Here is a 14,081-nt window from a genome sequence, read left to right as displayed (position 1 = left end):
GGAGAAGCCTTCTGATCACTCAGAAGGCTTCTCCTGTCTATACCTCCAGCCCGAAGATGGGCTTGTTCGTCTTCCACTTGCCCCGTGTAAAATCAGTAGACTTTTTCGTTACCTCGAAATGATTAAACCATGCATGAATCGAAATTGATGGTAGTGATTCGCATAATGCCCCTTAATCCAGAATAAAATCGTCTTCTTCCAGGATCGGCCTAGCCAGGAAATGTTATTGGCTATTTCATGGCTTACTGCTCGTTCATTAACCCCTCTAATGTTCTCGTATGATTGTATTAATGCCTTGATATAGAGGGCGTAGATATGTTTAATGCAGCTATCGGGTAATAGATACGATGAATTGCATAGTCTCAAAATATTACTCTTGCTATAGCTAAAGGAATGAAAGTGGTAAAATATAACATTGAATGATTCATCCGTTAGTAGATCCTTACCGTGAATCAATCCCTCTTTTTTAGTAAAAGCGTATTGTTGTACATTCCAGGGAGCTACGCCTCCACCTAAATGCTGAAGTTCATGCACGCCCGAAAACCGCTCAAGCCAATCGTCCAGGTATTTTTGGTCACCAAACTTCCCCTCTTCGAATCGATTATAACACCAGTCGATACAAGCCTTCTTCCACCAAGCTAGTGCCTCTAGACCCTGGGCATCCCGTTTAAACGTGACGAACTGCACACAGTACTTGCCGCTCGTTTCTGTTTGATCATAGGCGGGCGTATACCGATGGGGCGTGATAAGAACCGATGCTTCCCCCATTTCTTTAATCAAGACGTCTGGATTACTCAAAAAGAGTAAGTCAGCATCTACATACGTACAATAGGGTAGGTGGTACGCCTGGATGGTGTGCCAGATTGTCGCTGGTGTACAGGTCCAGCAATATTCTCCTGCCGTTCGGACTGTCTTTACCTGAAGCAATTCGTCATCTTCCCATTCGTCGAAGCCAATGATTGTTGCCTGCGAAAGATTTAGCCGTTGCAGTGCTTCGTAGCTATGGTCATCAAAGGCGTAGATGTACAGATGAAACCTGGGACAGTGTTTTTTGAGCGATTCATACATCGCGACGCCACGCGTCAGATACGTGGCATTGAAAAGCGTACAGAAGTAAAGCACTGTTATTTTTTGGTTAGGTAAAATCCCTTATCGTAGCCAACGGGTTGTTGATCAATTCGCATAATTTCTTCTCCGGGAACATAGGAAGTGAAATCCGCTACAACCGTGTAGGCTTTTTGAAAGTGAGCAAGAAATGTGGGTTCGTGGAAAAACCAGGCCGGATAAGAAGCCAAATAAATTTCAGCAGGAACCTGTTGTAAGGTCAACCGATCCTGGTTTTCCTGAATAAATGCTGTACGATCAAAAAGAATAAATTCAAAGTCCCAACGTACCAGTTCATCCAAAAAGGCATGCGGCTCGGGTAGATACTGCACTACACTGGAGAGAATAATAAAATCAACCGGATGTGCCTCTACGCAGGCCTCGATGGAAGGGAAAAAGTGCAGAAGATCATCCGCGAAGTTTTCGCTTCCACACGCAACGTAATGCGATTGCTCAACGACGTTCCAGCTTTGACAGACTTCAGAGGTCAAAAATTCCTTAACCTGATAATACGTGCTTCCGAGCGAGCCGCCAAAGTCAAGCACGTGCAAAGGCCGTTTCTTTTGATGAGCACTGTGCAACAGAAAGGTTAAAAGTGGGAATGGATACTGCTTCTGATTAAAAAGAACGGAGTCCCGCTCATACACTGCTTTACCATTTTTGACCTGTAACAACGCCTGTTTCGTCTTTTCCAGAATAAGCTCAGCGTCGTATCCCGTGGTTTGTTGAAGTACCTGATTCCAGGAATCATAACGGCCAAACCACCCAGCGGCCTGAGTAGCGGCTTTCTTTTTGAACAAGCCTTGAAGCATATTGTAGTTAAAGTTGGGGGCGTATCGACATTAAAGATAAAAGGTAAGAAAAGACTATAATAATAATTAGATAATTTTAATTATTGATGAAACGTAAGCAAGAATGCCAGCGATAGGTAACGAATATATAGCGATAGAATTAGTTAAAAAAGCGAAGAACACCCTCCTGGATTAGAAAGGTGCTCTTCGGTGTGGATGCGAAAAAAGATGCTTACAGAATATACCGGGTTGACAGGAAATTCGATTCGTTTTCCCGTAAAATTTCGTTAACAATGCTCTTGTTTTCCATAGTCTCTTTAGTAGCGACAATCGTGCGGATGGAGAATGAGCGTAGGGCATCGTTTACCGAAAGGGTACCTTCCGCCGAATCTTTGCGGCCCGTAAAAGGGAACATATCCGGTCCCCGCTGACACTGGGCGTTAATATTGACCCGGGAAACCTGATTGACGAGTTGATCAACCAAACTGGCAATTTCCAACGGATTTGTACCGAAAATACTGACTTGCTGCCCGTGCTGCGAATCAATCAAATACTGAATCGGTTCTTCCTCACTTTTAAAGGTAGCTACCGGAATCAACGGGCCAAACTGCTCTTCCCGGTAGACTTTCATACCTTCCGTAACGGGGTACACAATAGCCGGGTAGACAATCGATTTGTAATTTTCGCCACCGTGGGGATTCACGACCCGGGCTCCTTTCAATTTTGCATCTTCAATACACTCAATGAGATACGACGGCTTATTGGGCTCGGGTAGGGGTGTCAGGTTTACGCCTTTTTCCCAGGGCATGCCTAGTTTCAGATGACTAACGGCTTCGCTGAGCTTACTTAAAAATTCCTCGGCCCGACTTTCGTGTACCCAAAGCATTTTGAGAGCAGTACAACGTTGACCATTAAAAGATAAAGCTCCCAGCACGCATTCTTTGACAGCTAGATCCAGATCAGCGTTTTCCAGAATAATACCTGCGTTTTTGGCATCCAATCCCAGAATAGCCCGCAGGCGATTCGTCTTAGGGTGCATCTTCTTCAAGTCCGAAGCTACCCGGCTGGAACCAATCAAGCCCAGAACGTCAATTTTACCGGATTGCATCAGGGTTGGGATTACCGTATTTCCCCGACCGTATACGGTATTGACGACACCAGCGGGGAAGCTCTCTTTAAAGGCTTCCAGTAAAGGATAGTGCAGCAAAGTTCCGTGTTTGGGAGGTTTGAACAGGACGACGTTACCCATAAGAATCGCCGGAATCAACATCGTGTACGTCTCGTTGAGTGGGTAATTAAACGGCCCCATACAAAGGACGACGCCCAGCGGCGAACGACGGATTTGCCCAATGATTCCCTCTTCAATGATGAATTTTGAATTCTCCCGGTCAATTCGTTTCAATTCATCCATCGTATCATGAATGTATTGAACGGTACGATCAAATTCTTTTTCGGAATCAGCCAGTGATTTGCCGATTTCCCACATGAGTAGTTTCACCACCTCCGCTTTCTTCTGCACCATTTTCTTGGTGAACGTTTCCATACAGGCAATGCGATCGGCTACAGACATGGTTGGCCATTCGCCCCGACCATTGTCATACGCTTTTACCGCTGCGTACAGCACTTCCATCGCATCGGGAGCATCTACTACAGGATAGCTACCAATGCGAATTTGCTGTGATCCTTCGGCCGTACGGGTATAAATAGGTGAATACACGGCCTGCGTGTTGCCGTTCCAGGCTTTCATAATACCGCCCACGAGGTATTCCCGTTGTTCCAGGGGTTCAGTAAGGGCGTATTCCGCAGGAATTTGGTCGGAAAGGGGAAACAAGGACTCCAGTTGTAGAGAACTCATGAAAAGGGATAGTTGAAGTGAGCTACGAAGAAACGCTTTATTGTGACCGTTTCCAGAAGATAGACGAAAACTTCGAGGTGTTTACCTCATTAATCACAATGCCAGCTGAATAGCCAGGCAGAAAACGAAAGTTCGGCTCACTTAAACTAGTTACACGACTTCCTGAAGAAGCGTACGGAAGACTACATACTGATTGCCGTATCGCCGGTCTACTTCGGCAGCAAGACGGGACGAATGTTCAGTAATATACGTATTGTAATCCTCCTGATCGGCGAAGAAAAATTGAAACGAGTACGTAACTCCTCCGTTGTCAATTTCGGTAAGCAGTTTGAAAATACGATTCCCGATGGGCAGATTCGTGGCCAGTACCGCTGGAACATGGGTATGTTTCATCCAGTGAATCCATTCATCGTGAGCGGCATGTTCGATATTATACGTGATGTTATAGAGAAACATAAGATTAAAATAAAGCAGTGTGCTGCGAATAAAAATTTTGGTGTAAAGTGCGTTCGAATCTATACCTCGAAAGAACGGGCAGCGAAAAACAGATTCGGAAACTGATTCAATAAATCAGGCAAAAACATAATGCCATTTGCGAACGTATCAGGAAAAGCTTACAAAGCCAAAGGAATAATAGATTCTTTCCCATCTTCTCTGGCCTGTTTTTTGTAAGAAAAGTCCGTTATGAAGGAAAAAATTACCATTTGTTGGCTCCGTCGGGATTTGCGTCTAAACGACCAGGCAGCCCTGTATCATGCCCTGCGGAGTGGCCACCCAGTGGTTGTACTCTTTATTTTTGACCGGGAAATTCTGGATGATCTGGAAGATCGCCGGGACCGCCGGGTAGAGTTTATTCACCAGACCGTTACCCAACTGCAAGCCGATTTACATCAGCATGGTTCGGACTTGCTGGTCTACTATGATCGGCCCTTGCCGGTATGGAAACAAATCCTGAAGCAGTACGAGGTCGCTCAGGTACATATCAATCACGACTATGAACAATACGCGATTGCCCGCGACGCAGCGGTTCAGGAGCTATTAGAAAGTCAGGATATACCTTTGTATACGTACAAAGACCAGTGCATTTTTGATCGGGATGAAGTACTGAGCAAAGCAGGCAAGCCTTACAGCGTTTTTACGCCGTACAGTAAGGCCTGGAAAGCTAAAGTGAATGATTTTTACCTTCGTTCGTATCCTACTGAGAAGTATTTCAAACAATTCTATCAGGGATCTTTTTCCGGAATTTCTACGCTGGAATCCATGCATTTCGAAGCAGTAGGTGAACCCTTCCCCGCTCAGGAAATCCCTGCGGACAAAATCGAAACTTACGCCGAAAAACGCGATTATCCAGCCCTCGATGCCACCTCCCGCATGTCCATTCACCTGCGATTTGGAACCGTATCGATTCGTGAGCTGGCTCGGGAAGCACAGCAGTTAAGCCCCACCTACTTGAATGAATTAATCTGGCGGGATTTTTATTTTCAGGTTCTTCATCACTTTCCACACATTAATACGGGCCATGCGTTTCGGATGGAATATGACCGTATTCAGTGGCGGAATAATGAAGCTGAATTTGAGGCCTGGTGCGAGGGGCGTACGGGGTATCCGCTGGTCGATGCAGGCATGCGGCAAATGAATGAAACCGGCTTCATGCACAACCGGATCCGAATGGTAACGGCCAGTTTTCTTTCCAAGCATCTGCTTATTGACTGGCGTTGGGGAGAAGCCTATTTCGCCAAAAAATTATTGGATTATGACTTTTCTGCTAACAACGGTGGTTGGCAGTGGGCCGCCGGAAGTGGTTGTGACGCCTCGCCTTATTTTAGAGTATTCAATCCAGCTTTGCAGGCGAAAAAGTTTGATCCGAAAGGAGAGTATGTGCGAAAATGGGTGCCTGAAATAGATCAGGTTGATTATCCCGACCCCATCGTAGAGCACGAAACAGCCCGGGAGCGGGCCATACAGACCTACCGCCGGGCTGTGAAGAAAAATGCCGATTAGTGTTGGCGTAAGTAAGCGACCAAGTGATTCTGTAGTTCATGAACTGGAAGGTGGCGACGGAGTTCACCACCTTCCAGAGCGAGTGAAATTTCACCGCGTTCTTCCGAAACAATAATAATCGCTGCGTCGGAGTGCTCGGAAAGACCGATAGCTGCCCGATGGCGAAAGCCCAGAATGGCTGGCAAATCCGGGTTTTCGGAAATGGGTAGCATACAGCGGGCCGCTTTGATCCGATGATCCGAAATAATGACGGCTCCGTCGTGCAAAGGTCCGTTTTTCTGAAAAATAGCCAATAAGAGCGAACGGGATAACTGAGCATCCAGGGCATCGCCTGACTCAATGTAACGCTTCAGCGAATCTTCTTTTTTTATGACAATCAATGCTCCGGTACGCGTAGCGGCCAGCTTCTTCACTGCATCAATCACAGGTTGTAATTCCCAATTGCTCTGCTTTTCGGATTTCTGATTAAAAATACGGTGGAGAATAGGGTACTGCTGCAAATTGGTCGAACGACCAACGAAAATGAGAAACCTTCGAATTTCGGGCTGAAAAATAATCACCAGAGCCAGTACTCCGATTTCCATAAATTGCCCAAGAATGGTGGATAACAATTCCATTCTTAAAGCCCGTACAATCAGATAAATCCCGTAGACCAGCAGATAACCCAGAAAAACGCGACTCGCAATACTTCCTTTAATGAGAAAATAGACCTGATAGAGTAGGAATGCTACCAGTCCAATATCAATCAGGTCGAGAAAACTAATATCTAGAAAACCAAGCCTTAATCCCAGCATTTGATCTACGTAAACGGTTGAAGTACGCTTCAATAAGGTAAATTAGAAAACTCAAAAATAAAAAAAAGGCTGCCAGTTCCTGCGTTTTGAACTCTAGTTTACTTGAAATGATATAAAAAAATATAAGAATAGTTATTGAATGAAAACGAGTTTTTAGCGATTAGCAATTGACTGCTGCAGTATACCGTCTTTAGAAAGTCGTTTAAAAATAGCCGTCACGGGTACTGCACCATTACCTTCGGCTTTGATCTCTGCTTTCCAGAATGGTTGGAGTGAAGGGAACTGTTGCAGCTCGACCTGATATACCTGTCCGGTCACCCGCGTACGATTGTAGGAATCGGTTCGTAAAATCGGACGGGTACGACGAACCACCATAGCAACGTCTGCCTGACAGGTCTGATTTTCCTTCGTGATAAAGGCTGACAGCGAATCAAACGCCAGAGCCGATTGAAAGGAAGCCGTACAAAGGGTATAACTGGGAGGACATTCCTTCAAAAATCGTCGAGCCTCTGCCTTTTCCCGGGGCGTATCTTCCAGAACTACTAGCAATCGCTGAAATGCGGGCACATTACCCGCTTTGGTATTAGACCGAACCGATACACAATTCGAGAATAAGACGGTGAACAACAATACTACTAATAAGAAGCGAAGCATAGGATACCGTTTAAGAGGTTAAAACTGTGTCGTTGCCGACGTATGTATAACGCCTATAAAAATCGGCATCATTCCAATGGAATCATCACTTGAGCCCATACTTTTTGAGCTACATACCAGGTTAGGGCCTGTAAAAAAGCTTCTGCGTACGCATCAACGGGTTCAGCCTCTTCCGTACCGACCGTATAGGAATTGATTTGAGCCAGCAGCCAGTCTGGATAGGGACCTTGGGATACGTGAATGAACAGAGGTGTTGGAGTTTCCTGTTCGAAGGCCTCCTGCCACTGAGCCAGCAGCAGGCGGAAGGCCCGGATGTAAACGTAGTCAAGCAGAATATCGGCACTGCGTTCAAAGGAAAACTGGACTTTCGAAAGGAGTTGTGCCGTCGGGTAGTCTGTATCCGTGAAAGCCTGTAACCAGCGATGTATACTTAGGAACCCATGACTCAGGCCCGCAATACCATCCGCAGTCACCGTTAACCGAAAAGGACGGAACTCCGGCCAATGGTCGGTTTTGCGTAATAGTCCTAACTCGAAACCGGGAAACTCAGGTTGGGGCTTGGCAGCAAAACCGCCGTGGATAGGATAAGGGAAAGAAGCGTCCAGGGTTTCGCACAAAGCCAGAAAATCGACATTACCTGAAAAATAAAGAGCGAGGCGTTGAGCATCGATGGGTTGCAGATACGTTTCGATGGGGTCTTGCAGGGGCTGATCCATGCGTAATTCCAAAGCGTCTACATATTCCAGATCGCTTGGCGGCAGGGCGGGCGTATGCCATTCCAGTCGTTTTTCGCGGGCCAGAATGGGTTCCTGGGCCAGCACCTCAAAGGGAATACCCGCCTGCCAGGGGTCGGTATCCGGCACCAGTTGCCACGCAAACAAGGTTTGGTTCAAGGTTGCCTGAAGAAAATCAGGTACGGGCTGCAACGAACGTCGGGATGCGGGAAGTTCGGTAAAAAGTTCGCTTGGGCGATTTTTCATAGGGCTAGGTTGTAAATCCAGAGAATCAATAAAAATATTCGTTCGTATACCCGAAATTTTCTAATTTGTGAAACGACTTTCCCAAAAAGAGTATGCTTAAAATTTTTTAAGGAAATTGCTCGAAGACTACCCGAGGCAGGATGGGTTTTTTTATCTTTGCCTCCCCTTATGAAAAATCCAGCCTGAAATAGCCTTGCAGACTGTCGTTCGTGATGCCAAATCCGTTTGGCAAGAGTGTTTACGGATCATACGTGAGTACGTGCCTGAACAAAGTTTCAAAACTTGGTTCGAGCCGATCGTGCCCGCACGTCTGGTTGGAAGCACGCTAACGATTCAGGTACCCAGTGAATTTTTCTACGAATGGCTGGAGGAAAATTACGTTCACGTGCTCCGTCGGGCGATTGATCATGCCATTGGTCGTCAGGGGATGCTGGAGTATTCGGTGATTGTAGACCGGGGTGACGACAAGAAGCCACCCATGGGCTATACCGTACCGAACCAGCGGCCTGCTCCCCAGAATTCGGCTCCTCCTGCCAAGAAGGCTTCGGAACCGGAACAGCTTCGCAATCCTTTCGAATTACCGGATCTGGATGGTCTGGAACTTACTTCCTATCTCAATCCGATTTATACCTTCGAAAATTACGTCGAGGGTGACTTTAATCGATTGGCCCGTTCAGCAGGACAGGCTGTAGCGAGTAAGCCCGGCGTAACCTCTTTCAATCCACTGATGATCTACGGTGGCGTAGGTTTGGGGAAAACGCACCTCGCCCAAGCCATTGGTAATCAGATCAAGGCTTCTAATTCGGGGAAATTTGTCCTATTTGTTTCCACGGAGAAATTCATGAATCAATTCGTGATGGCCGTGCGGAATAACTCGATTCAGAACTTTACCAATTTCTACCTCCAGGTGGACGTGTTGATTCTCGACGACGTTCAGTTCCTGGCCGGAAAGGAACGTACGCAGGAAACGTTCTTCCATATTTTCAATCACCTGCACCAGACGGGTAAGCAGATCATCATGACTTCTGATCGCCCGCCTAAAGATTTGCAGGGCTTACAGGATCGTCTGCTGTCGCGGTTCAAGTGGGGTCTGTCGGCGGATTTGCAAATGCCGGACCTCGAATCCCGGATTGCCATCATCATGAAGAAATTGCATGGTGACGGCGTTGATATTGATTACGAAGTCATCGAGTACCTGGCTCACTCGATTGATACCAACGTACGGGAACTGGAAGGAGTCGTCGTGTCGCTGATTGCTCAGGCCACGTTACTGCGGCGGGAAATTGACATGAATCTGGCCCGGCAGGTACTCCGCAACATTGTACAGGATTCCGAACGGGAAGTCACCATCGAAACCATCATGGAGACGATCTCCCAGCATTACCGAATCAGTTTGCAGGATATGAAAGGCAAAAGCCGGAAGAAAGAGATCGTCTTTCCCCGGCAGGTAGCCATGTATTTTGCCAAAGATTACACTGATTTATCCCTCAAATCCATCGGGTACCATTTTGGTGGCCGTGATCACTCGACGGTCATTCACGCCATTCAGACCATCTCTGAACTCAAAGAGCATAACGCTGAGGTAAAAACACAACTGCAGGAATTACAGAAAAATTTCGGCAAGAAAAGTTAAGACTGCTTTTCTTTGTGGCTTTCAACCCTCATTGAATGATTCATCATCTTCGCCGTTCCCAGGTCGATGTGTATGCCTACGATGCCTGCGTTGAGCAGTCTGAATGGGGCACTATCTACGGACTTTCCTGGTGGCTGGATCAGGTCTCGCCCAATTGGGAATGTCTGGTCTGGCAGGAACAGCCCACTACTCCGTACCGGGCTGTTTTACCCGTACCCGTCCAGCGACGCTATGGCCTATACCTGGTGCATCAGCCGCTATTTTGTCAGTTCCTGGCTCTGTATTCGGCTGAATCTCTTCCAGTAGCCGTCCAGAAGGATTTTATAAAGGCCCTTCTAGCAAAATACGCTCTGATTGCCAGCTATCAGCTCAATTTTCCTGAAGCTTCGGTACTGAGCAGCTTCACAGAACTAAACCTTCGTCAGATGCATACGCATGTTTTATCGCTGGATGCTCCGTATGAAACCCTTCATCAGGGCTACAACCGGGATCGTAAGATGAATGTCAAGCGGGCGTATCAGGCGGATTGGACCTGCCGGAAAGGAAGTGATATTATTCCATTAGCGGAATTTTTCAGACAGTATCACGCCCATCAGATCGAAGGTGGGGCTCACCCAGGAGCCTATGCATTACTGGAAAGCTTATTTCAGGCCTGTGAAGAACGGGGCTACTCGGATTTGTGGTACGCTGAAAAGCATAATCGGGTAGAGGCGGGAGCCTGGTTTGTCACCTTCCGGCAACGGACCCTGTACCTCTTTAACGCGGCTACGCCGGAAGGCAGGAAAGGAAATGCCCGGACGTTTTTAATCGATCAGTTTATTCGGCAGCGGGCAGGGACGCAGGCGTTGTTTGACTTTGAAAGTGCCAACGTAACCAGCATTGCTGAGTTCTACGCCAGTTTCGGAAGCCAGGTGGCAGCCTATTATGAACTGCGGAGCAATCGGCTACCGAAAATCATTCAATGGCTATGGAAACTGAAAAATCGCCTGTTACGGTAGGGCTCGTTACTGCCAGTTAAAGGTCTCTTTCATTCCCCGGTAATCTTTCAAATCCATGGCTACCGATCCAACCACTAAATCGAACTCTACTTTAACCGGTACTTTATTGGCGTCATCCGACACCCAGATGCGGATGGCTTCTTTACCATCAAACAACTGATTATTGGGCATCTGAGGGATAATCCGGTGCGTATTGAGCTTGCCGTATTTCGTCTTGATGACTTCTTTGCCGGCGTACCGAATTCGAAGATCGATAAACTCATTGTCATAAAACATCTTGACGGCCGTCAGCTGTCCGGTTTTCATTTTGTTGAAATCCAGACCCCGTACGTAGAAATACGCACTCACTACATCGTATACGTCTCCCGGTACTTTAAAATCTTTAACGACTTCGGCTGAGTTTTTCCCTTTGGAAACCGAAGTAAGTTTATTGCCTTCCTGATCAAAAGAGACGCGTTGCTCCTTGTAGTAGCGACCCTCCTGTTGTTTCATGGCAAAGTCAATCGGCAGCATGGTCTGGGGGTCCAGGTACGAAGTCCAGCTATCACGGATTTTAGTAACCAGATCAAAAGCCCCCGTCGTTCGTCCGGTGGCCGTTACCCGGTAACAGGCTTTTCCCTTCACCCGGTGAAATTTATCACTCACATCCACGATGGCCTCGGCGGCATTGATAAACCCGTAATGCACCCGATATTCCAGATGTTCGCCCTGATTGATAACCGAGTCTACCTTAGGCTCTGGTTGTCTGAACGCCAGTAAACACCCTACGAGACAACTACCTACCAACGTAAAAAATGTATAACTACGGAACCTCTTCATGCAATAGTGGGGATAGGATCAAGTCGTCAGGTTTCTGGCCTGCAACTTTAAATCTTTTCAGTAGGGTTTCAAAGTGGCACGGCGATGTTCTTGCTTAGCGGCCGTATTTTGCTTTTAAATGCTGTAAATAACGTTTAAAGTCGCTATTAAATTTTTCCCGGAAGTCTACTTCGAATTCATTCCTTCGGGAATTATACGTTGCAAAACCAACGAAAAAAGCATTGTTCACGTCTTTGGGCCAGGTTCGCTTTTTCACATGGGACAAATTCTGATACAGAGAATCCGACTGCTGTAGGATTTCCCCGATCAACGTTTGTTTAAGCTGATCCTTACGGGCCTTGGGCAGGGTGTCCGGAAAGCTTTCGTATAGACGATCCAGCAGTACTTTTCCGCGATTGAAATGCTGGATATACCGTTCACGAAATACTTTTCCTTCCTGATAACTGCGATACTGCGGTGAATCGGTTCCAAAACGCTGTGCCAAAAAACGTACGGCTCCGTAATCGCCAATAAAGTTGGCCAGGTTTTCATTGAATTCATGCTGATTCTTGATGAATAAGGTAGAATGCGTCATTTCATGCATAATCAGGCTTGCCAACCGTCCTTCCGACAATTGAAGCATACCCGAGAGAATGGGATCATGAAAGTAGCCTAGTGTACTGTAAGCGGAAACGGGACTAATTTCGGTATCATATCCCTTCCAGAGCTGGGCTTCCTGTTTGGCTTTTTCCAAATCGAAGAAACCTTTATACGTAAACGAACCGATGAGTGGAAACGAAAACTCAACGGCTTTAATCCGATACGGTTCTGCTACCGTAAGTACGTAACAGATGGGCTTATTTTGCTGATCGTAGTAGGTCTGGTAGTTGGGAGTAGCGTTGAGGCCGAGGGAATCAATGGCAAACTGCCGAATTTCCTCGATGAAGCGAAGTTTGGCTTTTACCGAATCCGGTATTGCCGGATCCGTCAGGACTTCTTTGACGGGCTTGGCCTCAAGGATAACCCGGCTCCGCCGCTGAGCTGGCCATAGCCGTACCGAACCCAATCCCATTGCCAGATGATCAGTATCAGCATTAACAGGCTCAAAATCAGAAAGACTCGTTTCAAAATACGTTTCATGGAAAAATTCTAGGGGAAACCGGAAAATCAATAATATTTCTTTTTTTGTAAACGGTTATGGCCGCAATGGTGTTTTGAAAGTAACTATGTTTCTGGATTAACGAAGTAGCGAAGTATCTTTTGCGGATTGATTAAAAAAATACAACAATTTTTAGTAAATGGTTAGGATATTTGCCCGAAAAGCAGTAATTTTAGATCATATTCTTCACCCAATAGCTCGTTTTTTGATACATGGCACAAGCAACCGGTACTGATGCAGGACAGAAATTGAAAGCTCTGCAAACGACCATTGAAAAATTAGACAAAGCCTACGGTAAAGGTACGGTCATGCGTCTTGCTGACGCTAAAGTGCTCGATATTCCCGTGATTTCAACGGGGTCACTGGGCCTTGACCTGGCCTTAGGCATCGGTGGCGTGCCCCGGGGACGGGTCGTAGAGATCTACGGACCTGAATCATCCGGTAAGACGACCATCGCCATGCACTGCATTGCGGAGGCACAAAAGAAAGGAGGCCTAGCCGCTTTCATTGATGCTGAACACGCCTTTGACCGTAGCTATGCGGAAAAATTAGGTATTGACACGGGCAATTTGTTGATTGCTCAACCCGACAACGGGGAGCAGGCTCTGGAAATTGCCGAGCATCTGATTTCTTCAGGTGCCATTGATATTATTGTGATTGACTCCGTAGCCGCTCTGGTACCCAAAGCCGAAATTGAAGGCGACATGGGAGATTCCAAAGTGGGTCTGCAAGCCCGTTTGATGTCGCAGGCGTTGCGTAAAATGACGGGTATTATTAATAAAACGTCCTGCTGCTGTATTTTCATCAACCAGTTGCGGGAAAAAATCGGTGTGATGTTCGGGAACCCCGAAACGACTACCGGTGGTAACGCTTTGAAGTTCTATGCTTCGGTTCGGTTGGATATTCGCCGGGCTGGACAAATCAAAGAAGGAGCCGATAGTATCACGGGTAACCGTACTCGTGTGAAAGTGGTGAAAAACAAACTGGCTCCTCCATTCAAAGTCATCGAGTTTGACATCATGTACGGTGAAGGTATCTCCAAGGTAGGCGAGGTGCTTGACTTAGCCGTTGAACTGGAAATCGTTAAGAAATCCGGTTCCTGGTTTAGCTACGGTACCAACCGTTTGGGTCAAGGCCGTGATGCCGTGAAAGAATTGTTGAAAGACAATCCGGAACTGCTCGACGAGCTGGAGGCCAAAATCAAGGATAAGGTGAAAGGGGATGACGAAGCACTCGTTGATACGCTGGAGCCGAACGTAGTAGATGATGGCAAAGAAGAGTAATATGTTAATAAAAAACCCGCTGACTCAGTTA

Annotated in this window: 13 protein-coding genes; 4 read left to right on the top strand and 9 right to left on the bottom strand. The window is 46.7% G+C overall.

The features are described 5' to 3' along the window. Window positions 1-108: 108 nt before the first annotated feature. The 4 genes from BWI93_RS22085 to BWI93_RS22070 form a co-directional block, all read right to left on the bottom strand. Entirely contained in the window at window positions 109-1,122 is a 1,014-nt protein-coding gene (locus BWI93_RS22085; RefSeq protein ID WP_255158004.1) for a glycosyl transferase, read from the bottom strand. Between the two features lie 2 nt (window positions 1,123-1,124). Next, complete coding sequence (locus tag BWI93_RS22080) at window positions 1,125-1,916, bottom strand: methyltransferase, TIGR04325 family (protein ID WP_094815280.1); 792 nt, start codon at window positions 1,914-1,916, stop codon at window positions 1,125-1,127. A gap of 211 nt (window positions 1,917-2,127) precedes the next feature. Next, on the bottom strand, window positions 2,128-3,750 hold the full coding sequence (locus tag BWI93_RS22075) for an NADP-dependent glyceraldehyde-3-phosphate dehydrogenase (RefSeq protein ID WP_094815278.1): 1,623 nt from the start codon (window positions 3,748-3,750) through the stop codon (window positions 2,128-2,130). Between the two features lie 150 nt (window positions 3,751-3,900). Then, window positions 3,901-4,206 carry a DUF4286 family protein gene (locus BWI93_RS22070; RefSeq protein ID WP_094815276.1) on the bottom strand — a complete coding sequence of 102 codons (306 nt, stop codon included), beginning with the start codon at window positions 4,204-4,206 and terminating at the stop codon, window positions 3,901-3,903. A gap of 228 nt (window positions 4,207-4,434) precedes the next feature. Between BWI93_RS22070 and BWI93_RS22065 the strand changes: the two genes are divergently transcribed. Next, window positions 4,435-5,751 carry a deoxyribodipyrimidine photo-lyase gene (locus BWI93_RS22065; RefSeq protein ID WP_094815274.1) on the top strand — a complete coding sequence of 439 codons (1,317 nt, stop codon included), beginning with the start codon at window positions 4,435-4,437 and terminating at the stop codon, window positions 5,749-5,751. Here BWI93_RS22065 and cdaA read toward each other — a convergent pair. The 3 genes from cdaA to BWI93_RS22050 all read right to left on the bottom strand — a co-directional run bounded on the left by cdaA (window position 5,748) and on the right by BWI93_RS22050 (window position 8,179). Then, window positions 5,748-6,545 (bottom strand): diadenylate cyclase CdaA, encoded by a 798-nt coding sequence (gene cdaA / locus BWI93_RS22060; RefSeq protein ID WP_094815272.1) that lies wholly within the window; start codon window positions 6,543-6,545, stop codon window positions 5,748-5,750. The genes BWI93_RS22065 and cdaA overlap by 4 nt on opposite strands. Before the next feature lie 153 nt (window positions 6,546-6,698). Beyond that, the gene (locus BWI93_RS22055; protein ID WP_094815270.1) at window positions 6,699-7,199 is read right to left on the bottom strand and encodes a hypothetical protein; all 501 of its coding nucleotides are present in this window, start codon (window positions 7,197-7,199) and stop codon (window positions 6,699-6,701) included. A 68-nt stretch (window positions 7,200-7,267) separates the two neighbouring features. Then, on the bottom strand, window positions 7,268-8,179 hold the full coding sequence (locus tag BWI93_RS22050; RefSeq protein ID WP_094815268.1) for a hypothetical protein: 912 nt from the start codon (window positions 8,177-8,179) through the stop codon (window positions 7,268-7,270). Window positions 8,180-8,372: 193 nt separating this feature from the next. Between BWI93_RS22050 and dnaA the strand changes: the two genes are divergently transcribed. Beyond that, window positions 8,373-9,812, top strand: coding sequence for a chromosomal replication initiator protein DnaA (gene dnaA / locus BWI93_RS22045; protein ID WP_094815266.1), 1,440 nt, complete (start codon window positions 8,373-8,375; stop codon window positions 9,810-9,812). 35 nt (window positions 9,813-9,847) lie between these two features. Next, window positions 9,848-10,810, top strand: coding sequence for a GNAT family N-acetyltransferase (locus BWI93_RS22040; RefSeq protein WP_094815264.1), 963 nt, complete (start codon window positions 9,848-9,850; stop codon window positions 10,808-10,810). Between the two features lie 6 nt (window positions 10,811-10,816). Here BWI93_RS22040 and BWI93_RS22035 read toward each other — a convergent pair whose 3' ends face one another. Beyond that, window positions 10,817-11,629, bottom strand: coding sequence for a DUF3108 domain-containing protein (locus BWI93_RS22035; RefSeq protein WP_094815262.1), 813 nt, complete (start codon window positions 11,627-11,629; stop codon window positions 10,817-10,819). 94 nt (window positions 11,630-11,723) lie between these two features. Beyond that, window positions 11,724-12,680 carry an aminopeptidase gene (locus BWI93_RS22030; RefSeq protein ID WP_255158003.1) on the bottom strand — a complete coding sequence of 319 codons (957 nt, stop codon included), beginning with the start codon at window positions 12,678-12,680 and terminating at the stop codon, window positions 11,724-11,726. A gap of 299 nt (window positions 12,681-12,979) precedes the next feature. Here BWI93_RS22030 and recA point away from each other — a divergent pair, with 299 nt between their 5' ends. After that, window positions 12,980-14,050: a recombinase RecA gene (recA, locus tag BWI93_RS22025; RefSeq protein ID WP_094815260.1), complete on the top strand. Its 1,071-nt coding sequence runs from the start codon at window positions 12,980-12,982 to the stop codon at window positions 14,048-14,050. Window positions 14,051-14,081: the final 31 nt, after the last annotated feature.

It is taken from the genome of Siphonobacter sp. BAB-5385, from assembly GCF_002261125.1.
In the GTDB taxonomy this organism is placed as follows: domain Bacteria; phylum Bacteroidota; class Bacteroidia; order Cytophagales; family Spirosomataceae; genus Siphonobacter.
The sequence above is the reverse complement of the archived record's forward strand: the minus strand, read 5'-3'. Positions and strand labels throughout refer to the sequence as shown.

Bases quoted from the DNA above. Each gene is read 5' to 3' on its own strand.
- BWI93_RS22080 (WP_094815280.1), bottom strand. From the start codon at position 1,916: ATGCTTCAAGGCTTGTTCAAAAAGAAAGCCGCTACTCAGGCCGCTGGG.
- BWI93_RS22070 (WP_094815276.1), bottom strand. From the start codon at position 4,206: ATGTTTCTCTATAACATCACGTATAATATCGAACATGCCGCTCACGAT.
- BWI93_RS22030 (WP_255158003.1), bottom strand. From the start codon at position 12,680: ATGGGATTGGGTTCGGTACGGCTATGGCCAGCTCAGCGGCGGAGCCGG.
- BWI93_RS22075 (WP_094815278.1), bottom strand. From the start codon at position 3,750: ATGAGTTCTCTACAACTGGAGTCCTTGTTTCCCCTTTCCGACCAAATT.
- recA (WP_094815260.1), top strand. From the start codon at position 12,980: ATGGCACAAGCAACCGGTACTGATGCAGGACAGAAATTGAAAGCTCTG.
- BWI93_RS22050 (WP_094815268.1), bottom strand. From the start codon at position 8,179: ATGAAAAATCGCCCAAGCGAACTTTTTACCGAACTTCCCGCATCCCGA.
- BWI93_RS22035 (WP_094815262.1), bottom strand. From the start codon at position 11,629: ATGAAGAGGTTCCGTAGTTATACATTTTTTACGTTGGTAGGTAGTTGT.
- BWI93_RS22055 (WP_094815270.1), bottom strand. From the start codon at position 7,199: ATGCTTCGCTTCTTATTAGTAGTATTGTTGTTCACCGTCTTATTCTCG.
- BWI93_RS22065 (WP_094815274.1), top strand. From the start codon at position 4,435: ATGAAGGAAAAAATTACCATTTGTTGGCTCCGTCGGGATTTGCGTCTA.
- cdaA (WP_094815272.1), bottom strand. From the start codon at position 6,545: ATGCTGGGATTAAGGCTTGGTTTTCTAGATATTAGTTTTCTCGACCTG.
- BWI93_RS22040 (WP_094815264.1), top strand. From the start codon at position 9,848: ATGATTCATCATCTTCGCCGTTCCCAGGTCGATGTGTATGCCTACGAT.